At 61.5% G+C, this 20,962-nt stretch carries 21 protein-coding genes, 2 tRNA genes and 2 pseudogenes; 8 read left to right on the forward strand and 17 right to left on the reverse strand.

Annotated features, from left to right (window positions below; all coding sequences use genetic code 11):
- Positions 1 to 102: 102 nt before the first annotated feature.
- Both L21SP4_RS07500 and L21SP4_RS07505 read right to left on the reverse strand, forming a co-directional pair.
- Positions 103 to 2,415, reverse strand: a pseudogene (locus L21SP4_RS07500) (type I restriction-modification system subunit M); the annotation flags it as partial.
- An 8-nt stretch (positions 2,416 to 2,423) separates the two neighbouring features.
- A complete protein-coding gene (locus tag L21SP4_RS07505) occupies positions 2,424 to 2,654 on the reverse strand; it encodes a helix-turn-helix domain-containing protein (RefSeq protein WP_052882076.1) in 231 nt (76 codons plus the stop codon).
- Positions 2,655 to 2,842: 188 nt separating this feature from the next.
- On the opposite strand from L21SP4_RS07505, the gene L21SP4_RS07510 reads away from it, so the two are divergent.
- The 5 genes from L21SP4_RS07510 (at position 2,843) to L21SP4_RS07530 (ending at position 6,628) form a co-directional block, all read left to right on the forward strand.
- Positions 2,843 to 3,205: a helix-turn-helix domain-containing protein gene (locus L21SP4_RS07510; RefSeq protein WP_074041568.1), complete on the forward strand. Its 363-nt coding sequence runs from the start codon at positions 2,843 to 2,845 to the stop codon at positions 3,203 to 3,205.
- A 14-nt stretch (positions 3,206 to 3,219) separates the two neighbouring features.
- Positions 3,220 to 3,921 carry an ImmA/IrrE family metallo-endopeptidase gene (locus L21SP4_RS07515; protein ID WP_052882078.1) on the forward strand — a complete coding sequence of 234 codons (702 nt, stop codon included), beginning with the start codon at positions 3,220 to 3,222 and terminating at the stop codon, positions 3,919 to 3,921.
- Positions 3,922 to 4,001: 80 nt separating this feature from the next.
- Positions 4,002 to 5,177 (forward strand): hypothetical protein, encoded by a 1,176-nt coding sequence (locus tag L21SP4_RS07520; protein WP_052882079.1) that lies wholly within the window; start codon positions 4,002 to 4,004, stop codon positions 5,175 to 5,177.
- Positions 5,167 to 6,099, forward strand: coding sequence for a hypothetical protein (locus tag L21SP4_RS07525; RefSeq protein WP_052882080.1), 933 nt, complete (start codon positions 5,167 to 5,169; stop codon positions 6,097 to 6,099). The genes L21SP4_RS07520 and L21SP4_RS07525 overlap by 11 nt, the downstream gene beginning before the upstream one ends.
- 190 nt (positions 6,100 to 6,289) lie before the next feature.
- Entirely contained in the window at positions 6,290 to 6,628 is a 339-nt protein-coding gene (locus tag L21SP4_RS07530) for a hypothetical protein (RefSeq protein ID WP_052882081.1), read from the forward strand.
- 184 nt (positions 6,629 to 6,812) lie between these two features.
- Here the strand turns inward: L21SP4_RS07530 and L21SP4_RS07535 are convergent.
- The 5 genes from L21SP4_RS07535 to L21SP4_RS07560 form a co-directional block, all read right to left on the reverse strand.
- Positions 6,813 to 7,972, reverse strand: a protein-coding gene (locus L21SP4_RS07535; protein ID WP_096335068.1) for an IS3 family transposase whose coding sequence is annotated in 2 segments (ribosomal slippage) — positions 6,813 to 7,688 and positions 7,691 to 7,972 — 1,158 coding nt in all. Because the reading frame shifts where the segments join, the coding sequence is not laid out codon by codon here.
- 86 nt (positions 7,973 to 8,058) lie between these two features.
- Positions 8,059 to 8,466 (reverse strand): glycoside hydrolase family protein, encoded by a 408-nt coding sequence (locus L21SP4_RS13220; RefSeq protein ID WP_052882082.1) that lies wholly within the window; start codon positions 8,464 to 8,466, stop codon positions 8,059 to 8,061.
- A 66-nt stretch (positions 8,467 to 8,532) separates the two neighbouring features.
- Positions 8,533 to 8,754, reverse strand: a complete 222-nt coding sequence (locus tag L21SP4_RS07550; RefSeq protein WP_052882083.1) for a hypothetical protein — start codon at positions 8,752 to 8,754, stop codon at positions 8,533 to 8,535.
- A gap of 503 nt (positions 8,755 to 9,257) precedes the next feature.
- Positions 9,258 to 9,332 (reverse strand) — tRNA-Asn (locus L21SP4_RS07555).
- 78 nt (positions 9,333 to 9,410) lie between these two features.
- A complete protein-coding gene (locus L21SP4_RS07560) occupies positions 9,411 to 9,998 on the reverse strand; it encodes a D-glycero-alpha-D-manno-heptose-1,7-bisphosphate 7-phosphatase (protein ID WP_052882084.1) in 588 nt (195 codons plus the stop codon).
- A 122-nt stretch (positions 9,999 to 10,120) separates the two neighbouring features.
- Between L21SP4_RS07560 and L21SP4_RS07565 the strand changes: the two genes are divergently transcribed.
- Both L21SP4_RS07565 and L21SP4_RS07570 read left to right on the forward strand, forming a co-directional pair.
- Positions 10,121 to 10,213: transfer RNA gene (locus tag L21SP4_RS07565), tRNA-Ser, on the forward strand.
- 510 nt (positions 10,214 to 10,723) lie between these two features.
- Positions 10,724 to 11,101, forward strand: coding sequence for a hypothetical protein (locus L21SP4_RS07570; protein ID WP_052882085.1), 378 nt, complete (start codon positions 10,724 to 10,726; stop codon positions 11,099 to 11,101).
- Positions 11,102 to 11,158: 57 nt separating this feature from the next.
- On the opposite strand, the pseudogene L21SP4_RS13505 reads toward L21SP4_RS07570, so the two are convergent.
- Both L21SP4_RS13505 and L21SP4_RS13510 read right to left on the reverse strand, forming a co-directional pair.
- Positions 11,159 to 12,055, reverse strand: a pseudogene (locus L21SP4_RS13505) (recombinase family protein); the annotation flags it as partial.
- Positions 12,052 to 12,651, reverse strand: coding sequence for an AbrB/MazE/SpoVT family DNA-binding domain-containing protein (locus L21SP4_RS13510; RefSeq protein WP_082116618.1), 600 nt, complete (start codon positions 12,649 to 12,651; stop codon positions 12,052 to 12,054). The gene L21SP4_RS13510 and the pseudogene L21SP4_RS13505, both read right to left, overlap by 4 nt.
- A gap of 192 nt (positions 12,652 to 12,843) precedes the next feature.
- Here L21SP4_RS13510 and L21SP4_RS07580 point away from each other — a divergent pair, with 192 nt between their 5' ends.
- The gene (locus L21SP4_RS07580) at positions 12,844 to 13,407 is read left to right on the forward strand and encodes a hypothetical protein (protein ID WP_052882087.1); all 564 of its coding nucleotides are present in this window, start codon (positions 12,844 to 12,846) and stop codon (positions 13,405 to 13,407) included.
- Between the two features lie 1,250 nt (positions 13,408 to 14,657).
- Here L21SP4_RS07580 and L21SP4_RS07585 read toward each other — a convergent pair.
- The 8 genes from L21SP4_RS07585 to L21SP4_RS07620 form a co-directional block, all read right to left on the reverse strand.
- On the reverse strand, positions 14,658 to 15,098 hold the full coding sequence (locus tag L21SP4_RS07585; RefSeq protein WP_052882088.1) for a hypothetical protein: 441 nt from the start codon (positions 15,096 to 15,098) through the stop codon (positions 14,658 to 14,660).
- 20 nt (positions 15,099 to 15,118) lie between these two features.
- A complete protein-coding gene (locus L21SP4_RS07590; protein WP_052882089.1) occupies positions 15,119 to 16,405 on the reverse strand; it encodes a tetratricopeptide repeat protein in 1,287 nt (428 codons plus the stop codon).
- Between the two features lie 102 nt (positions 16,406 to 16,507).
- The gene (locus L21SP4_RS12735) at positions 16,508 to 17,179 is read right to left on the reverse strand and encodes an energy transducer TonB (RefSeq protein ID WP_082116619.1); all 672 of its coding nucleotides are present in this window, start codon (positions 17,177 to 17,179) and stop codon (positions 16,508 to 16,510) included.
- Positions 17,169 to 17,603: a four helix bundle protein gene (locus L21SP4_RS07600; protein WP_082116620.1), complete on the reverse strand. Its 435-nt coding sequence runs from the start codon at positions 17,601 to 17,603 to the stop codon at positions 17,169 to 17,171. The genes L21SP4_RS12735 and L21SP4_RS07600 overlap by 11 nt, the downstream gene beginning before the upstream one ends.
- Before the next feature lie 52 nt (positions 17,604 to 17,655).
- Positions 17,656 to 18,063: an ExbD/TolR family protein gene (locus tag L21SP4_RS07605; RefSeq protein WP_052882091.1), complete on the reverse strand. Its 408-nt coding sequence runs from the start codon at positions 18,061 to 18,063 to the stop codon at positions 17,656 to 17,658.
- Positions 18,060 to 18,698, reverse strand: coding sequence for a MotA/TolQ/ExbB proton channel family protein (locus L21SP4_RS07610; protein WP_052882092.1), 639 nt, complete (start codon positions 18,696 to 18,698; stop codon positions 18,060 to 18,062). The genes L21SP4_RS07605 and L21SP4_RS07610 overlap by 4 nt, the downstream gene beginning before the upstream one ends.
- Positions 18,695 to 20,173 (reverse strand): MotA/TolQ/ExbB proton channel family protein, encoded by a 1,479-nt coding sequence (locus L21SP4_RS07615; protein WP_052882093.1) that lies wholly within the window; start codon positions 20,171 to 20,173, stop codon positions 18,695 to 18,697. Before L21SP4_RS07615 ends, L21SP4_RS07610 begins: the two co-directional genes overlap by 4 nt.
- Positions 20,170 to 20,928 (reverse strand): DUF3450 family protein, encoded by a 759-nt coding sequence (locus tag L21SP4_RS07620; protein ID WP_052882094.1) that lies wholly within the window; start codon positions 20,926 to 20,928, stop codon positions 20,170 to 20,172. Before L21SP4_RS07620 ends, L21SP4_RS07615 begins: the two co-directional genes overlap by 4 nt.
- Positions 20,929 to 20,962: the final 34 nt, after the last annotated feature.

Consider the following 20,962-nt stretch of genomic DNA (forward strand, 5'->3'; position numbering starts at 1 on the left):
AATATCAGGCCCATTATCCTCCAGCGATATCGGGGTATCCTGGGTGATCGCCTGTCGCACACCCGGCAGCAGTTGCTCTCTGGTATGTGTTCTATTATTTGCTTCAATCAGCAAGGCGTCAGTTTTAGCCGTTAGGCTATCGATGTCCTGAATGCGCGGGGGCTTAAAGAAGATCTTGTTGAATGGAATGCGATATCCCAAGACACGTGGGACTGAGAGCCACGCATCCGATGCATGGGGTAGAATCTCGTTCTGATAGAATGCCGGTTCGCCGCCTTGGTACATCAGCGGGATTCTCTCATGCTGCCTGAGTTCGGAATCCGGCTCGTACTCAACAACCATTGGGTTGCCGTCGCTCTCGATCTCATAGAGGCCGTAGAGCGGATCGATTTCGGCCTTGCCGGGCTTGTGGACCTTCTTGATGACCGGAGGTGCATCCTCAACCCGCCAACTCACGCTATTCAGGATGATCTTCTGCTCACCGGCGGACAGCTTGATGCCAAGATTCTTCAGCGCATCACTGACGGCATTGCGGAAGATGTTGTGATCGGTGAAGACATTCTCACCGAGTTCGTCCCGCAGGGCACGGGCGGCGTCATAGAGTTTTTTGTCCCGCTTCCAGGTGTCGGCCTTGAGCAGCTTCTTGCGTTTCTTCTCCGGGATGGCCGTTCGCTTGGGCGCATCGCTGTCTTCATCTCCGTCGGAGTCCTCGTCCCCGTTGCCGCCCCAATCGCGGAGGGTCTGCTCGACCTGCTTGCGCACGGACGAGAAGTTCTCGAAGAGCGCATCGCCGTATTCTTCGTGCAGGGCCTGGCGGATGTCCTCGTCGCCTGAAGCGTATCGCAGGCCCTGGATTGCCTTGCGGGTCAACTGGCTGTGCAGACGAAGTGGGCGTTCGACGCGAATCTTCCAGTAGCCGAACGCGGCATTGGGGAAGATCTTCGACTGCTCGGTTTCCTCGAAGGCGAGGAATATCTCACAGATCTGCTTAATCTGCTGGTCGGAAAACTCGCAGTTCTTCGCTCCCAGACTCTTGCGGAGGGGCTGGTGTATTTCTGTCGCGTCGATGAGTTGAATCCTACCCTTGCGGTGCATCGGCTTCGTGTTCGTGAGCACCCAAATAAACGTCTCCATCTGGGTGTTGTAGAACATGTTGTTTGGCAGCGCGATGATCGCCTCCAGCCAGTCGTTCTCGATAATCCAGCGGCGGATGTTGGACTCGCCTTGGCCTGCGTCGCCGGTGAACAGGGACGATCCGTTGTGGACCTCTGCAATGCGGCTACCGAGGGGGCTGCGGTCAGTGGGCTCGACCATTTTCGTTAGCTTATTAACGAGGAACAGGAGCTGGCCATCGCTTGAACGGGTGATGAGGGATAGCTCGTCGCCGTCGTGCTGGACTACAAAACGGTGATCGGACATGTCCTTCTTGCCGCCCATGCGGTCGAGGTCGGTCTTCCAGCTCTTGCCGTACGGCGGATTGGAGAGCATGAAGTCGAACTCGCCGGAGGGGAAGGCGTCGCGGGAGAGCGTCGAGCCGAACTTCATGTTCTCCGCGCCCTGGCCTTCGCCCTTGAGCAGCAGGTCGGCCTTGCTGATGGCGTAGGTTTCGGGGTTGACCTCCTGGCCGAACAGGTGGATGGAGACGTCCTTGCCGCGACTGTTGGCGAGGTCGCGGAGGGTATCCTCGGCGACAGTCAGCATGCCGCCGGTGCCGCACGCGCCGTCATAGACGCGATACGTGGCGGATTGGATGTCATCGGCGATGGGCCAGAAGATCAGGTTGGCCATTAGCTTGACGACGTCGCGGGGTGTGAAGTGCTCGCCCGCCTCCTCGTTGTTCTCCTCGTTGAAGCGGCGGATCAGCTCCTCGAAGATCGTGCCCATGGCGTGGTTGTCCAGGCCGGGCAGGCGGACGGTGCCCTCGGCGTCGCGGACCGGGTGCGGGCTGAGGTTGATGTCGGGGTTAAGGAATTTCTCGATGAGCGGACCAAGCGCATCCGCGTCAACCAGCGTGGGAATCTGGTTGCGGAACTTGAATTTGTCGAGTATCTCCTGAACGTTCGGGCTGAAGCCATCGAGGTAGGCTTCAAAGTCGGCCTTGAGCTGTTGCTGCTTGGCGCGGGCCTGGAGGTCGCGAAGCGTGAACGGCGAGTCGTTATAGAAGGCGTGGTTGGCGTCGGGACCGGCGGCTTTCGACAAAGCGCCGACCTTGTTGGCGACGCCCGCCTTGTCGAGCTGTTCGCTCATCTTCAGGACGTCCTGCTTAGTGGACTCCAGGCAGGCGTCAAGACGGCGGATGACCGTCATGGGCAGGATCACGTCGCGATACTTACCGCGCACGTAGACGTCGCGGAGCACGTCATCCGCAATGCCCCAGATGAAATTAGCAATCCAATTCAGTTGCCCGTTTTCCATGGCCTTTTTTACTCCTTGCGCATCTTGTCGGCATTCCCGGGTTCGGCGTCTCCGCCTGAACTCTCCCCGCCCCCTCGCCGGACCCACTCATCCACCTCCGACAGCTTGAAACGAAGCAGCCTGCCGACACGCTGCGCGGGCAGGCCCTCTTTTTCGACCCATCTATATATTGAGGGTTTCTGAACGCCCAGATGGGCGGCCACCTGATCTGCGTCGACCCACGCTTCCTGATTTGTCATCTCATTTACTCCTGTCCGGCACCATTTCCGATGAAGAGACAGAACAACAATATATCAAACAGCACTGGGACTTCAAGGAAATTCCCCCAAATGACAAGAAATGGTTTGACAGCACTGCCGTTTAGTGTAAACTAAACAGTCTTTGGCAGTGGAGTCGCTGACCAGGCACAGACTAATTGGAGTATGAGATGACCGACAATTTGGCATTCGGAAAACGGATAAGGGAGCTGCGGGAGGAGAAGCTCAAGACGGACCCGAAATTTACGCTCCGGAAATTCGCGGAGGCGGTCGGGATAAGCCCCACGTTTTTGAGCAAGGCCGAGCGCGGCGAATTCAAACCGCCCAAGGCGGAGAACATCATGAAGATGGCCCAGTTGCTGGACGTGGACCCGGACGAACTGCTGTCGCTGGCGAACAAGGTCGATCCGGAACTCGAGAAGATCATCAAAGAACGGCCGAAGGCCTTGCCCGATCTGCTCCGCACCGTGCGGGGCATGTCGGAAGAGGAGCTTCGCAAGCTCACGGACCGGGCACGCAAACAAAAGGACTGACACGCGGGGCGACCATGGCCAAGGTGAAATACCTCCGACATAGCGAGATCGAGAACGCCGCCCTGTGCCTGCTGGCCGAGTACGGCCGCAAGTACGGGGACGTGGTCGAGCCGCCCGTGCCGGTCGAGGAGATTCTTGAGGCCCATCTCGCGCTGACGCTCGACTTCGACGACCTGGGCAAGCGTATCGGCGTGCCCGATGTGCTGGGGGCGACGTGGATTCAGGACAAGCTCGTGCTCGTCGATCAGTCGCTGGACCCGGAAGAAAACCCGACCAAGGAAGGCCGGTATCGGTTCACGCTCGCGCATGAGCTGGGGCACTGGGAACTTCACCGCCATCACTTTCTGGCCAACGCAGGTCAGTCGTCGCTGTTCGGCGACAAGCCCGAGCCGTCCATCGTCTGCCGCACGAGTTCGCGGAAAGAACCGATGGAGTGGCAGGCCGACATGTTCTCCGGCTACCTGCTCATGCCCAAGGACATGATCTTCGCGGCGTGGGAATCGCGGTGCGGCAGCTTGGACCCGTACATCGCCAAGGATGAGATGGCCGACCTGTCGGCCAAATGGGGACTGGCGGAAGACGAGCAGCCCACGGTGGATATCGCAAAGGACCTGGCCCGGCAATTCAACGTGTCGGGGCAGGCGATGCAGATACGGTTGATCGGACTGGGCCTTATCAGGACCGAGGTGCCCGCGCCCGATCTGTTCACAGGATGACTCGGTCCATATTCTTTTTTGAGGCAAGCGTTTAGTGTTTAGGCGACGCGCTACGCTGGCCTGGAAAGGAGTCCGAATCGATGGCTCAGCAGTTTAACCCGAAGCGTGTGTTGCGGCAGATCTCCAATCCCCTGCTGAAGGATTTCTTCGAGCAGCAAGGCCATCCGCTTGATGTGGAATGGGATCAGCTGAGCAACACCCAGATGGACGACGTTTTCGATGCGTGGCAGCGTCTGCCCGACGCTGACCGCAAGGCTATCGAGATCGCCTTCCATGACGTCCACGAGATGGCGAACGAGGACGGCACGCGCGTCATCATCGAGGAAGGCCAGTACCACGGCGAGGACCTTTCGCCCCTGCTCGAACCGATGGAGAGCCGGTACGACAAGGCGCTCTGGACCTTCATGAATCGCCCGGCGGTCTGGGACGCGGGGGTTCGATTCGCCAAGGCTGACACGCTCTGGGGCGGTCGGTCGTGGGTGAAGCGCGGCAACATGCCCTGCGCCGATCCGAAGTCGGACGGGGAAGCCCTACGTGAGTTCCAGGAGGCCATGTCCGCGTTCTACCGTGACCGTCAGGGACGGGGCCATCACTGCAAGGTCGAGCATTTCCCGCGAGGCGGCGACCTGCACTACTACTTCGTTTATCTGAGCGACTACGCCGACACCTACATCAACTTCGACGACGCCGGTCATTTTCAGCGGACGCCGGAGCGGCGTGCGTTCGAGATCGTTTTCGCCTACGACAAGGACACCTGCACGTTGGAGATGTACGCCAAGGGCGGCAAAAAGGTCGTCGAGCCGCTGCAGCGTATCTTCTCGCGGATCATCCTGGACGAGCCGCTTCCCGCCGAGGAACCGGGCGTCCACCCCTACCAGCTCGATGGCCTGATGGACCGCAACTTCACGTTCCAGACCGATCCCGAAGATGGAATCGAACAGGTAACGCTGCGTGCGATGCGGCTGTCAATCCTGGGCCGCAAGCGCGGACGCATCACGTTGGAACCCGACCCGGAAGATGGGCGGGATCGAATCTATGAAATGCTGGAGGACGACCTGAATCGCCGCCGCTTGCCCAAGTCCATCCTGCACGTCACCAAGGCGACGATCAATTTCAAGCTGAACGGCAACGGGCACGGTCGGTCGCTGACCTTCGACGTGACGTACCCGAACGGCTGCTCTTTGAAGAGTAAGCGCGAAGACCAGAGGCTGCTGGGCGAGAAGTATCTCAAGAGGTGGGAAATCGATGTGGCATGACCCCTTGGACATCATCTGGCGAGCGGCTGACAACCCGCGCTCGGTCTTTGCCGCTGAGGACCTGGACGGTATGCCGCCGCAGATCAGAACGCGGTTGACGCAACTGGAAATCCTGCGCCCGTCCTCGACGGCGACGCACGTAGTCTGCGATGCGTGCTTCGACCATCATGTCGAGAAGGTCACGCCGATCCAGTATCCCGACAAGACAACGCGGTTCTTCATTCACTGCCCGGAGAACGGGCGGGTTGAGGTTCCGCGCGAGCGTCTCTTTCAGTGGACTGTCCATTTTGGGCCGATCCTGACCGGTCTGGCGACCGCGCTGTCGGCAAAGGGTTCGCCAGCCGAGATCGTGCCGGGGCGCGTCTGGAATCTTGGACGTGCGGCCTTGGCGGGCAAGTCCAAACCGGTATGGGTAGCGCGAGGGCTGGCCTGGCCTGATGCCGGACAGCTTGCTCAGTCGATACCTAAGGGCCGGTCACCGGTCCTCTTCTATCTTGGCCAGGCGGCAGACGATGGCCTGCTGGGAATTCCCCGTGAGTCGATCATCGAACTGCGAACGGTTGTTCATCTCGACGGCAGTATCGTTGTAGACCGTGATGCGATTGAGGTCCAATTGGTGGACGTTGAAGCACCGCCGAGCAAAAGGCAACAGAAGAAGCAGAGTCCTCGCGACGCCACGGTCGGCGCATTGAAGCGAGAATTGCACGAGCGGATTCTGTCGATGAAAAGCGCGATCCGCAGCGCCGACGACACGGGCTCGCTGTTCGATCTGCCTCGCGTGACCCAGAAGCAACTGGCTGCCGCGATCAAGGTAAGCGAATCGTCGGTGACGCGGGCAATCAACGAAAGCGGAGATCGCGAGTTGGAAATCATGCTCCAGACTATCGAGAGTGAAAACCTGATCCGGAAGTACTCCCGCTGAACGTGCGGAATTGCAGTTGCCACCGTTTGCTGCAACTGCAATCCAGAAATCTCTCGCCGTAACCGACGTGATGGCAGCCTGTTACGAGCACCGAAACATTTCAGGCCATCGTTTCCTGCAATTTCTCCCCAGGGTGTCGAGCAACGCAACGGGCGCTGCTCACGAGTGACACCCGTGTTGGAGAAGTGCTATGCAGGAACCTCGATCCATTCCCACCAAGTCTTGTCTGTCTGACTCGCAGGTCCGGCTCATTGAGCTGATGCAGCGGATCAACTTCGGCCGCATCTTTGATCTGCCGGTGCGCAACGGCCAGCCGGTCATGGACCCACCGCCGCGCGTCGTCCGCGAGATCAAGTTCGGCAGCGACAACGGGCCTCGCCCCGAAGTCGCCAAGGCTGACTTCACTCTCAAGGCCCAGGTCCGCGACCTGTTCGCCCAGTTGGAGGCGCTGGGCGACGGCGTGATCCCGTGCATCGAGATTCAGCGCGGTCTGCCGTTCCGGATGACCGTCGAGGAGGTGTGCGCCTGAGCAATGGGGAGCGGTGGTCCCGATAGCGGAGCCAGTTTTTTCGAACTTTAAGTCAGCATCAGGGCTCCCGCTTCCTGCGAGTGTTCTGCCACAACTCCGGCGAGTTGTCCATAGCCTGCGGCCGTCGAGAATGGGTCATTGAACTCGTCGGAGACGGTCGCATGGCTGTGGGCAACTCGCCTCTTCATGCCGCTCTCCATTTCGACTCCGCCTCGATTCCGAAGTACGCCTCATCGGGCGTTCGATCCCCGATCGATGAATGCGGACGTTCGGTATTGTAGCGCTCCAGCCACGCCCCCACGCCGCGCCCGGTTTCCCGGGGCGTTTCATAGCTTTTCAGATAAACATCCTCATACTTCAGGCTCCACCACAGCCGCTCGATGAACACATTGTCCACCCAGCGGCCCGTCCCATCCATGCTGATTTTTAAGCCCTCGTGCTGTTTCATCTCCCTGATCCAATCCGTCGACGTGAACTGCGAGCCCTGATCGGTATTCATGATCTCCGGCGCCCGTCCGGCCGTGGCCACCGCCGATCGAAAGGCCCGCAGGCAGAACGCGGTATCCATCGTGGTGCTCAGTTCCCACCCGAGCACTTTCCGGCTGTACCAGTCCATGACGGCCACCAGGTAGCAATACCCTCGCGGCATCGGGATATAGGTGATATCGGCGCACCAGACCTGATTCGGCCGCGTAACATCCACTCCACGCAGCAAATACGGATAGATGCGATGCCCCTTGCCCGGTGCGCTGGTCCGCGGCCGCGGGCGGAGAGCCGAGATATGCGCGAGCCTCATCAGCCGGCGAAGCCGCTTTCGCCCCACGTTCAGCCCCTGTTCGCGCTTGAGTAATCGGCGCAGCCCCCGCGTCCCGAACGTCGGGAAACGCAGATGAAGTTCGTCGAGCATCCTCATAATCCGTAAGTCCGTGATCGTCGCCCTGGGCTCCGGCGGCGTCAACCGGTTCCGGTTGACGCCCAGCAGAGCACATTGGCGCCGCAGCGAGCGTTGAGCATCAGAAGGATCCACCAGAGCCTTCCTCACGGATCGATCCCCAACTCGACGCATTTTTTTTCCATCCACTCCTTCTCAATCACCAGCTGACCTACTTTTCGCTCCAGCCGCTCGCAGTTCTTTTCCAGCCCGCGCTTTTCTAGGTCCGGCGCGTTCTTGCGCTCAAAGAGATCGGCTGCGCCCTCTGTGAGCTCCGTCTTCCATCGAGTCACCATGGTCGGATGCACGTTGTTTTCCGCCGCGATCTCCGCCACGGTCTTGATGCCGCGCAACGCTTCCATCGCGATACGCGCCTTGAACTGCGCGCTGTGATTTCGTCTCGGCTTCTTCATCGGTTCTCCTTTCGGTCTCCTTTTTACCGGGAGAACCCGATGCGGTCTATCCGCCCCTCACTGGCTCCGTTTTCCGGGACCACCGCTCAATGGATGCGGTCCCAGGACCAGGCATAACCGATGCAGGCGTTTCCAGCTTCACCGCCGGAGTAAAGCATCCACCATCGGCCGTCTGCCAAACGCTCCGCATGGCAGGAGGAGACGTAGCCGTTCGCGCCTTCCCAATCCTGAGCGTCGATCAGGCCGGAGAGGATCGGCGCGTTTCCATACAGTCGCCAGTCCAACCCGTCGTCCGAGTAACCCAGACCGAGACTGTCGTTGCCGCCGGTCGAGGCGATGAAGATCATGGCGTAGCGCCAGGTGAAAGGTTTGCGTAGGAACTCCTTGTGGTAGGATCGCGTCTCCTCGCCGAACACATCGAGATACTTCTCTCGAAGCTCGCCGACCGTCATCCGGGCGAGCCCCTGGATTTCTTGATATGTGGTTGTTTCCATCCGAAACCTCCTTGGTTCACGTTTCACCCGTCGCGTGCGGTCCTCCCGCACCGCAATCTCGGGGCGTTAACTCGTGAATGAATGAAGGCTTCGGTGGCCCGAAACATCAAGGCGTTTCTCCGTAAACGCCTCAGATTCTTGGACTTGCGCCACATTCCCCTCCGAATCTTGGGAATCAGAGGGAAGTCTTCGGCCTTTCCGGTAGCGCATGTAGCCCTGGGCCAGGATTGAGACGACTTCGGCGGTCAACGCTTCAATCGTGTCGGGGATGTTGGTTTCAGCCTGCATCCGGTCCTCCTTCGCGGAAGGCCGCTGGAAGGACCGTTGTGGATGCCGCGGGATGAACGACCTTGGTCAGGAACCGTTGGAGCCCGTCCGATATCGCTCGAGAGCGATTTCGCCGGCACCCACAACGGTCTCCGTTCTCACGGCCGCATCCGCTGTCTGGTGATCAACTTGCCGCCGAACCACTTGGTTCGGCTTCCGGCTGATACCTACCGGAGGATGGCGTTTGATGTCGGCGCAGGGGCTTTGGGGAACCGGACTGTTAAATAGCCGGATTCAAAAAACGGAGAATGGGAGAATCAGGAAAGGACATTTGTGAAAACCGAGGCTGACCCCCCACGGTTGCATCGCAACCCCGGGCGGAGAGCGTCGAAATGGAGAATCGGGAAGGATGTGGCTGGCGGCGTAAGTCGGCGAAGGCAGGGCAGAAATGACAAAACCCCGTGGGGATCAACCCACAGGGTCTTGTGTTAAATAAGAACCGCTGATTTCAGCGGATAGAATTTTGGCTCCGGCGGTAGGACTCGAACCTACAACCTAATGGTTAACAGCCATCCGCTCTACCATTGAGCTACGCCGGAACCGTAAAAAAGGGATGGGAGAAGATAAACGATCTGGGGTCGAAGTCAACCCCGATGTAGCGGATTTCAGCCGGGATTTCATTCGCGGCCGTCGTCGGCCGGACGGTGCGAAAGGATCCAGTCCGCGGCGGATTGCAGGTCTTCGACGATCACGGTTCCGTCCGGAAGTTCGCTGCGGTGTTTGCGTCCGTGACCCGTGAGCACGTAGAGGCCCTGCCCGCCGAAACGCGTGCCCAGTTCGACATCGCAGGGATGGTCTCCGACGCTGTATGAGCGGGACAGGTCGATCCCGTGTTCGCGCGCGGCCTTCTGCGGAAAGTAGGAATTCGGCTTGATACATGCGCAGCCGTCGTCCCGGTGGTGCGGGCAGACGTACACCTCCGCAAGGGTCACGCCCGAGGCGTGCAGGGTATCGACCACATGCCGGTTGACCCGCCTGACCTCGGTCATGGCCACCATGCCTCCCGCCACCCCCGACTGGTTGGTCACGATGAAAAGACGGAAACGGCGCTGCAGCGCGGCCAGCGCCTGGACGGCACGGGGAAAGAAAACCACCTGCGACGGCTCTCTCAGGTGGCCGCGGTCTTCGATAAGGGTTCCGTCGCGGTCGAGAAACACGGCCGCCGGACGGGTCCCTGCTCCTTTGTCGCTGCCTGCGATGCTCATGAGAACCTCCTGCGGATCGCCTGATGGCGCACACCTTCTCTCAACACCTTCCGCGGTTCAAGACCCAGTTCCTCCTTGCTTCCGCCCCCGCGCATCCGCTATAAGGTTCAGCCCTTCGACCGGGAGAGGTGGCAGAGCGGCTTAATGCGCTGGATTGCTAATCCGGTATACGCCGTAAAGGCGTATCGGGGGTTCGAATCCCCCCCTCTCCGCCAATTTGGAATCCGGCGATTTTCGGCGACGACGGACCACGGGGCCGGGAACCGGACATGCAAGACGGGATCGGTCTTCGAGCCGAGCGACCGGAAGAGCGTGACGGACTGACCGCCCGCCGCCTGACTGCCTCCTGACAGTGACGCCACGTCCGCCGGAAGGATCGGGATGAACTCCGACACGTCGCCGGACGCCGCCGCCGCGACCGTGACGCCGACCGCCGAGGGCTGCGAAATCGCCTTGTTTTCTTCGATTCTTGGACTCTCCAGCCGCTTCCCAGTGTCGGGACAATTCGGCGAGCGTGCGGCAGAGCCGCCGCGAAGCCCTGCGATGGGATTCCCGCCGTCGCCGAGGCTATGGCGGGCAAGCCGGGACGGGGCATCCGTCAGACTCGGACTCTGACACGCGCTCCGGCTTCCGTCGGTCTCGGTCTCCTGACCGTCCGCCGACCCGGACACGCCGCCGCCGGACAGAATCGCCGCCGCCAGAAGCAGGTTTGAACCGGTCTTTTTGTGCCAGTTCCGCAGATCCTCAAGGTCGTCCGTCTCGGCGTCGTACTTCGCTTGACGGGAAGCGGTTATGAAGTCGGCCAGAGGTTTGAACCGATTGGCCCCGTGACCCTCAAGCCGGGCCACCGAATCGGCAAGCGTCGCCTTTTCCTGAACGAGTCTTTCCTTGTGACTCGTGAAGTCCTCCTTTGTGATGGTGCCGTCGATGAACACGTCAAGGAGGCGGTTCAAGCGGTCGGTCGCGCGGGAGAGGTCCGCCCTGTGCCGCGCCAGCAATTCGGCTTGCCTCGCGGTGTCGGCGAGTTTCCACGCTTCAACCTCGGCAAGCATCGCATCGGCCCAGTCATCGCGAATCGAGGCAAGCCGGATGCTGGCGCGTAGGTACTGCGTCAAGGCTTCTTCCCGGATCGTCTTCAACTCGCAAGGTCCGCGCCGCTTGCCGCATCGGTAGTAGGAGTGGCCCTTCTGCTCGTCGGCGGTGATGGCGCATCCGCAATGGTGACACTGGATCAAGCCCCGGAACGGGTAGCGGGCGCGCCGCGTGTAGCGTCCGCGTCCCCGGTTCTTGCGAACCTTCTGCACGCGGTCAAACACCTCCCGCGAGACAAGCGGCGGGTGTTTGCCTTCGTACACCTCGCCGCTAAACCGGAAGACGCCGACATAGAACGGATTGGCGAGAATCGCGTGTACGCGACTCATCGAGAGCGGCTTGCCCCTGACGCCCACAAGCCCCCAGTCCTGAATCATGGCGGCGATCTCCGTAACCGTGTACTGCCCGGTTGCGTAGGTCTCAAACATCCGACGGAGAAGCGGCGCTCGCTCTTCGTCGAAAACGATCATGCGCGTTCGCCGGTCGTTCACGTAGCCGGGCGGCGGCATGTTCGGATAGATGCCTTCCCGGAGCTTCTTCCGTATGCCGCGCTTGATGTTCTCCGAAAGGTTGTCCACGTAGTATTTGCTCTGCCCGAATGCCACTTGCAGGATAAACTTGCCTTGCGGGGTGTTCTCAAACCAGAACGTCGGGAACTTCAAGGCGGCCAGTTTACCGGTGTCCAAGTCGTAGATGATTCGTCCTCCGTCAATGGAATTCCGGGCCAGCCGGTCGGGGTGCCAAGCAAGGATTGCCTGGGCGTCGCCGTCTTCAATCGCCTGCATCATCTCGTTGAAGACCGGGCGTCCCGGTTTCTTGGCCGTCTGCGCTTCGAGGTACTCGTGCGCCACGTCGAGCCGATCCTTGCTTGCCAGCATGCGGAGTTCGTCGAGTTGTGCGTCAATCGAAAGCACTTGCCGGCTGTCGTCCTCGGTGGACTTCCGGGCGTAGATGAAGAACTTCACGGCTTCGCCTCCTTCCGTTTGGCCTTCGCCTCTTCCGCTACCTTCGTAGCCTCTTTGGCCATCTTCCGAAACGCCGATACGTCCGGGGTTGGAATCGGTTTGAGCAGGATGTGTTCGCCGTCGGTGAACAGCGCCAGTTTGCTGCCTGCCCGTAGGCCAAGCATCTTCCGCACGTTCTCCGGGATGACGAATTGCCCCTTCGATGAAAGCCTCGCTATCTGATAGTGCATATGCCTCCCGACGTCGTAAGCGTCTCTTACGCGATAGGGAGACAATAGACCGGCGGGCGAAGTGATGCAACAGGTTTCTGCGTTCTTTGCAGGGGGACCCTCCCGGCGTGATGCAGGCGGCAAACGGAGCGCCTCGCAGCGGGCGTGACACCGCGTCTGCGCGGTGGCGCGACCGATGCGCGCGGAGTGGGTGGCGGTGACGGGGCGCGGCGGTTGGTTGCTGCTTTGCGAGTGTAACCAACAAGACCAGAGCAGCCGGCATCCTATGGGAGAAGCATAGCGTGAAGCGGATCGGAAATGCCGGGCTGTTGTCGCTGAAGTGGAGACACGGGGCGTTGACGAGGCGGAACAGGGAACGAAGCGCATTGCAGCGGGCGTGACACCGCGCCGCGCGGTGGCGCGCCCGGTGCGCGCGGAGTGGTGGCGGCGGTCGTCGGGCCGGTATGGTGTTCGTGAAGATTAGTGAAGGGAGCGGCAGGCTCGCCCCGCAAGCGGGTGCGTGGCGACGCCAGGAGCCGCCAAGCCCGCGCCGTGGGGCGAGTTTGCCGCCGGGGTTCCTTGGCGCGGAGCGCCCCAAACCTGCTTCTGGCGGCGGCGATTCTGTCCGGCGGCGGCGTGTCCGGGTCGGCGGACGGTCAGGAGACCGAGACCGACGGAAGCCGGAGCGCGTGTCAGAGTCCGAGTCTGACGGATGCCCCGTCCCGGCTTGCCCGCCATAGCCTCGGCGACGGCGGGAATCCCATCGCAGGGCTTCGCGGCGGCTCTGCCGCACGCTCGCCGATTTCTCCCGACATTGGAAAGCGGGTGGAGAGTCCAAGAATCGAGGAAAACAAGGCGATTTCGCAGCCCTCGGCGGTCGGCGTCACGGTCGCGGCGGCGGCGTCTGGCGAATGGTCGGAGTTCATCCCGATCCTTCCGGCGGATGTGGCGTCCCTGTCAGGAGGCAGTCAGGCGGCGGGCGGTCAGTCCGTCACGCTCTTCCGGTCGCTCGGCTCGAAGACCGATCCCGTCTTGCATGTCCGGTTCCCGGCCCCGTGGTCCGTCGTCGCCGAAAATCGCCGGATTCCAAATTGGCGGAGACTCCTTCCGCTCGTGCGAACCTCCGTCCTGGGCGATGAGTAGGCCATAACCGGGACCGCGTTTCAAGGTCGTTGTCCTGGTCGAGCGTGGGGACGTGTACACGGCCCCACGCTCGACGCTATCGCGGCTCGCGGTACGTGTCCCGGTCGTCGCGTCGCTGGTGTTGTCCTACCCCGCAGGAACCGTTCCCCGGTCCTGGCGTGGTCGGTGATGCCCTACCCGCACCCGCCGCGCCAACGTTCCCGTTGGTCACGTTGTCACGGCGGCTGCTACCCCGCTCCGCTCCACGCCGTCCGCGTCCGGCAGGGATCGTGCCGCCGGAGGCGTCACGCTCCCTGCTTGGCCGCTCCCGTCGTTCCGCTCCGCTTCCCCCCTCGCTACGGGCTTGCTCATGCCGCGTGCTTGTCCTCGAAGACTCGGACGGCACGCGGCCTGCCAAGCCCTCCGCTCGTCCCGTCAGTCGCAGGCTCCGCCACTCTGCCGTTGCCGGGCCGTCGGTGTCCGCGATGGTCAAGCGCGTGTCCACCGGCAACGGCAGGCGGCTTCGCACTGCTCCTTCCTCCGCGCCCTCCTGAACGTCGGGCGCGGCAAGGTGCGGCGCTGGGCCGCGCCGCTTGTGCTTGCCCCGCTGGGGCGGGGCTGCGCTTTCCGCCTCCGGCTGGGCCGCCGTCGGCGGTCTGGCCGTCCTCTCGCTTGCCTCGCCAGAGGCTCGGCGAAGGCGGGTCCGGCCTCTGGCGTCACGCTCTTTGACCGGCGCTCTTTCTCTCGCTCCCATCATCACGCCTTCCGCCAGCTTCCCGAACTGCCCGCCGTTGGCGGGCCTGTCGGTCGCCGCCTCCCGGCGGCTCCGGCCTGCGAAGCAGGCTCCGAATCCCAATCCCGGCGCGCGCTTCTTCTCTCCCCTCCTGTTCTGGATGTCTGACGCCACGTAGCCGGTTGCGCCCCGGACACGCCGTAGCCGCGCGCCGAGCAACGGACGGCAAGACCGGTGCCCGGTCCTCCGGGCAGCCCGGTTCGCGCCCCTGCGCGTACTGGGCGACCGGTCTTGCCGGCTGGGGCGAGGGAACAAGCGCGCTCTGGCGTGGAGGGGGCGCAACCGGCGGAGCGGCGGGAAGTTACCAAGTGGCGTTCAGCCACTTGACCGCTTCGGATATACCCACGGCTACGGCGTACTTGAGCAGTCCGGCAGAGAGCGATCGGGTTCCGTCGTGCCATGTGACGGTCGGTGTGTCCCGCGCTGGCGGTGTGCTCGTCGACTCCTATACGTCTGCAGCACTGGTCGCTGGCCATGTTCAGAATGTGGCGCGCAAGGCCACGCCAGCGAAGGGGAAGTTCTCCAGTGCCTCGTCACCGGGATATGGCTCAGGATCGGCATCAATCGCCCACGAGTAGGCGAAGGTCGCAACCAGATCGAGTCCGTCCTTGAGGGGCGTGATGGCCTCCAGCGATAATGCGAAGTGATTTGCACCATCATGGCCGTCGGCAATATAGCCCGAGTTCCAACCCAGAACCGCGGATGGCGCGAGGGTGAGCCGGTCCATGACTTCGTACTCTCCGCCCATGGATGCTTCGAAAAATGCACCTTCCGCCTCGAAAGAGTAGTAGCCATCGATGCCGTCGGCCAGCCCGGCAGGAAGCCCTGAATACGAGAAACCGATGCCGAACCAAAACCTCGCACTCCATATTTCTCTTTGTGGCGTGCGTTTTCCCGCACACATGCTCTGATCTTGCATTTCGTCACAACGTCAAGCACTCACTTCACCATCCACCTGACTTGTTCGAGATAGCGGCCAACGTGCGGGCGATTCTCGAAAGTCTGTGCCGCTTCGAGCAGGGATGCCGCACGGGCATACCGTTCGCGCGCGACCTCAATCTGCGCGTGGCGGATAAGGGCGTCTGCTTCGTAACCCTTGACGCGGGCGGCCCGCTCACATGTCATGGCGGCATCCTCCAGCCGCCCACTGTCCTGCTGAAGCTCGGCGAGCACAAGCATCGTGCGTCCATCAAGCGGGTCGAGCTTCAGAACGTCGTCACACAGCGCCATCGCGTCGTCGAAGCGTGCTTCCTGCTGTGCGAGTTCCGCCTTGAGACGCAGTAGCTTTATCTGCTGCGCTTCGTCAACGCTTTCGGTATCCGGTTCGAGGTTGCTCTCGGCTCGGGCAATCATGCTGGACGCTCGCTGCCCGTCGCCCACCATCAGGAAACCCTCGATGGCGCGGAGCATTCGCGCAATCGAGGGTGTATCGCCGGTGAATGCTGCCTCGTACGCGCGAAGCGCGTCTTCAGGTTGATCCTGGTTCAACAGGAGATCGCCCAGCGTCGCCAGCATTTCCGCGTCTGCGCACCCGAGGCGTCGTGCCTTTTCAATGGTCCGCGTGGCCTTGGTATGCTTGCCCATCGACAGGTAGGCGTTTGCCCGGAGCGACCAAAGCTCCCGATTCGCCGGGTCGCGCTGAAGAATCTCACCGACAAGCGCCAGCCCTTCCGCATAGCGCTCCTGTTGCATGAGGGCCTTTGCCATCCCGAGCATCGCATCGGCGTGCTTGGGACGCAGCAACAGCGATTGCCGGTAGGCCGATTCGGCTGACACCGGCGCGTTCTCCATCAGGAGCGCATGCCCGAGCAACAGCAGTATATCCGCATCGGCCTGGCCGTCCGAGACGAGTTGCTGATAGAGTGTGATGGCGTCTTCGGTCCGCTCCTGCATCAGGTAGACACGCCCAAGGTTCATGATCGCGCTGCGGAACTTCGGCAGCTTCTTGATTGCCGCCTTGTAGGCTGCCGCGGCTTCGTCAAGTCGTTCGTTCTGGAAATGAAGATTGCCTATCGCAAAATCCAACGCTGGGCTGGCTTCGGGTAGCTCTTTGGTCTGCAGCATCCGAATCGCCTGAGTGACATTGGTCCCAGCAACACGCATTGCTGTATTGAGCAAGGTGCTTTCTTCTCGCGTGACCGTCGGCTCGAACGGATCGTTCCCGTGCTGATACCCGTGACCATCACGGGCGACTGCCATCGTGCAACCGCTCATCAGTATCAGCATGACACCAAACACGTATCTCTTCCTGGCTTTCACATATCCCTCTCTTTTCAATGACCAATGACCAATGACTGCCGCGTAGCGGCCAAATGACCAATGACCTCTTTAGTCCAGTTTGAATGCGACCTTCTGCCGCACGCGCGTGGCCACCGCATCCCCGTCTTTGGTTCCGGGAGTGAAGCGCCAGCGTTCTATTGCGCGGACAGCCGCCGTCGCAAAGATGTCGCCCGGTCGCGATGAAACCACAACGATGTCCCGCGCCGTACCTTCCGCATTCACAATGAACTCGACGACGACCTCCCCCTCGATCCGGCGCATCCTGGCCTGAGGCGGGTAGATGGGCTTGAGACGTGCAAGCGGTCGTGGCGGTTCGTCCAGATCGCTGATCTCGAACACAAGCTGCCTGACTTGCTCGCCCAGTGAATCAGCGGATATCCCGAAATCCACGCTGAAGTCCCCGCCAACATCGCCGATGGCCATGCCGAGGTCCATGGCCGCCTGCATTGGGGCAAGCCGACGGCGGAGTTGTTGCATCTCCGGCTTTGGCGTTTGCGGCTTCGCCTCGGCGGCTCTCTTCTCGATACGTGGCGGCGGAGGCGGTGGTGGCGGCAGCTTGGCCGTGGTTACCGACCGGACGGAGGCCGCTTTCTCGGGAGGCGCGGAGAGCGTTTCAAGATACGGCAGAAGGAGATACACACCGAGTGATACCGTGCCGGCCAGCACTACAGAGCGCCACGTCCAGCGAGGTGCGAAAAAACTGGAGAGGTCATTGGTCATTGGTCATTTGCGCCTTCGTCGCGTCATTTGTATCCCATTCGGGGCCGGATTCCTTTACGCGGACTGTTGTCGGACCGATCGACTTGATGTAGGCGTTGAGTCTGCGGCCGAGCGTATCCAAAGCGCTACTCAGTTCCTGGAATGCCTCCTTCTCGATCAGGGATCGGTGGTGAGCTTTGTTGAGCCATGTTTTCGCTTCAAAGAGGGAACCTCTACTGTAGTAGCCGTATTGCTTGTTCTCCTTGTGATGGAAACGTCCGAAGCCTTCGCTCAGATTCGCTGCCATCGAGTCTGCCGCCCGAACCCACTGCTTCCCCACTGTGTCCTTTGCGAAGAAATCCCACTTCGCGACAATACCCCACACCACTTCCCCAATCCGCATCGCCTCTTGATACACTTCCAGTTCTTCCAATCGCATTTCCATATCCTCCCTCCAATGACCAATGACGCGGGCGGAGCCCGCAAATGACCAATGACTAATCCCGCCGCGAAGCGGCAATACTAACCTGCTTGGCTCCGGCCAGCTTGCATTCGTCGATCACGTCCACCAGCGGCGAGGTACGAGCGTCGCCATCGGCCAGAATAATCACAGGCGATTCCTTCTCTCGGAGTTGACGTGCCACAACGCCGCGTACGCCGTTGACGCCGATCTCGCGTCCCCCGAACACGACCCTTCCGTCAGCCGTCAGCGCAATCATGATGCTGTGTTTGTCCATGTCCTGAGCGCTCGCCGCCTGGGGCTTCTGGATCTCGACGCCGGTCTCCTCAACGAAAACCGTCGTCACGATGAAGAAGATCAGCAGGAGGAACACGCAGTCGATAAGGGGCGACATGTTGACCTCGACCCCACGTTCCGCCTGTTCGCTCAACGTGACGCGTTTCATCGTTCCGTACCTTCTGTCTCATATTCCAGAGTCTGTAACGCATGGCTTCGACATTCCGCGATGACCACATGGGCGTTCCGCAGCATGCGCTGCAAGCGGGCCAGTCCGAATACGCCGGGCAAGGCGACCACAAGCCCGAACTGGGTCGTGATCAAGGCCTGGCTGATACCGGCAGCCACGCGTGTCCCCGTGTTGCCGCCGATAGCCGCAACCGCATCGAAGGTTTGAATCATGCCCATGACCGTTCCCAGCAGTCCCAGCAATGGCGCGATGGCAGTCAAAGCCGCCAGCACAAGAACATCCCGCCGCATAAGCTCCATGCATTCGTTCTCGCGTGCCGCGAATGCTTCTCGGGGCGCTGCCCCGCCAAGCACGTCGGTCACCGCCGCCGAAACCATGGTCGCGATTCCGCCGGGGATTGCGCGCAACCCCTCGACAAGAGGGCGCGCGGGCCCGCCCAACGCGCCACTGTGTAGCGCGTTCCTCACGACCTTGCCATCACGAATCGTTCGGGCCAGCAACTCGCGCGAACGCAGGAACAGCCCCCAGATTCCGAGGCACACGATCCCGATAGGCAGCAGCAACGGCCCGCCCGCTCCCCAGTACGCCACCGTCTGTTCGAGCCATTCGTTCATCCGTCGATGCCTCGCACCTTGATATCGTTCACGATGCCCACGGCTGCGCGTTCAAGCGCACCGATAATGCCGCGAGCCCGCCGTGCCAGGAAGGCATGCACAAGCAAGACCGGGATCGCAATGGCAAGGCCCGTCTCGGTCGTGACAAGCGCTTCAGAGATGCCGCCGGAGAGAAGCTTCGCGTCACCCGATCCAAAGATCGTGACAAGCTGGAACGTATGAATCATGCCCGTCACGGTTCCGAGCAGGCCCAGCAAAGGCGCAATGCCGCCGAGTACGGCCAGTGTGCCCAGATTCCGTTCGAGCCGGGGCAGCGATGTGAGGACATGTTCATGCATGATCTCTTCGAGATGATCGCGCGGCGAGTCGCGGTGCTCGATGGCTTCCTCGACGAGCGACCGTAACGGCGGCTTGATTCCCGACGCCGCCTCGCGGGCCGCAGCCGTATCGCCCCGTCTTGCGGCTTCAATAGCGACAGCAACATCTTTGCCGGGTTGCACTCGGATGCCGCCAAGCTCCACGGCTTTCCAGATTGCCAGGGCGACAGCGATCACTGCCACGACCAGCAACGGAATCATCACGAAGCCGCCCTTCCTGACATGCTCCAGAAATGTCGGTTTTGCATCGGCGACCTTGATTGCATCACCAGCGGTGACATCTATCGGCACGCGTGCAGCGTCACCGGCCACCAGGGCCCGGATAGCGGCCGTCTGTGTGTCCGGGATGCGATCGTAGATCGCGGGTTGCGTCGCGCCGAACTGGGTCACCGCCAGACCCGTGGGGCCGTCGCCATCTGCGTCGAACCAGGCCACCGGGCCAAGCGTCGCGAAGCGTCCCTGTCGTTCGATCCCGTTGCCATCCAGGGCGACCCCGTCAAACAGGCATCCCCCGAACCGCTCGGCATTCCAATCCTCCGACAGCGCGAGCAGATCGCCGATGGCCTTAGCGAAACCGTCCGTCGTCTCTTCTGTTGCCAACGTCGTCTGTACAGGACGCAGTCGTTCGACAAGCCGCGCGCCTTCGGCTGCTCCGACCCGCGTTTCCATAGCACGGGCATATTCGACGAAGAGAGCGATCAGGAAATGGCATTCCTCTTCCACCGCAGTCGCTTCCGCTTCCAGCGCGGCCTGCTCCTTCTCCCCCTGGGTCCTGAGCCGCCGGATTCGTTGCACGTCGGCGCGGCGTTGTTTGACGGTGGCTTGCAGGGCCTCCAGTCGCTCCGCCAACGGCCGCCGCTGCTCCGCGATTCGCGCGCGAAGCTCGTTCAGTTCCTGGGTATCCCTCTCAATGTCGGCCTTCGCTTGAAGAACGGCGGACGACACCGTGTCGGGTTCCGATGAAACCGCTCCATCCGCCAAAACCGGGTGAAGAAGCGCGAGAAAAGCAAACCCACACATGGCCAATGACCTGCCTTCGCCAAGGCTGCGGCGGAGCCGCCAAATGACCAATGCCCAATGCCCAATGACTCCTCTCATGGCTCCACCTCCTCGGCGACCTGCATGGGAAGCACTACGAGCTGCGCGGTCTCCTGCCGGTTCAGAGTGTCAATCGCACGTCGAACGGACTGCCCGTCTCCAGTGGATGGCGTCCATGTCCAGCCCGCATCGGCGGGTACTCCCACCGCAGCCCAATCGTTCCCCGGGGAAACCGCGAACGCTCGTGCCAGCCCGACATAGAGCACGTCCACCCGTCGACGTTCGCCCTCGACATCCAGTGTCTCGCGTGTCGCATGGAATTGGTTCTGGAGTGTCTCGATCTGCGTGTAGAGCGCCGCCACGGTCTGAGCTCGCTTCGTCAGCGGCAGTCTCTCCGCTTCCGTCTGCGTCGAAGGCAGTGCGTCGAACCCGGTGACCGACGCCATCAATCCCGACGGTATCCGTGTGCGCCATCGGCGCAAATCGGCCTCGGCGCGATCCAATACAGCGCGAAGCTTCAGAAGCTCGGCGTCCATGTGCTCTTTGCGCGCCAACGCTGCCGCACGCTTCCTCTCGACCGTTGAGGCGAACGTTTCGCCGTCGTCGATCTCCTCCTTGAGCGTCTTGGATTCCTGTTCGAGGAGTGCGATCTCTTCTTCCCACTGCTCCCGCCGTGCATCCCAATCGCGTTTCTCTTCTGCAATGGTTGTGCGTAGTGCCATCCAGCGGCCGACCAGCGCATCGAGCTGGTTCAGCGAGCCATCTCCTCCATCTGCCCGCGCCAGCCACGGAAGCAATATCATCCCCGCCAGCATTACTCGCCTTGCTCGTGTCATTGGTCATGTCCTC

The sequence above is a fragment of the Kiritimatiella glycovorans genome (assembly GCF_001017655.1).
Taxonomy (GTDB): Bacteria; Verrucomicrobiota; Kiritimatiellia; order Kiritimatiellales; family Kiritimatiellaceae; genus Kiritimatiella; species Kiritimatiella glycovorans.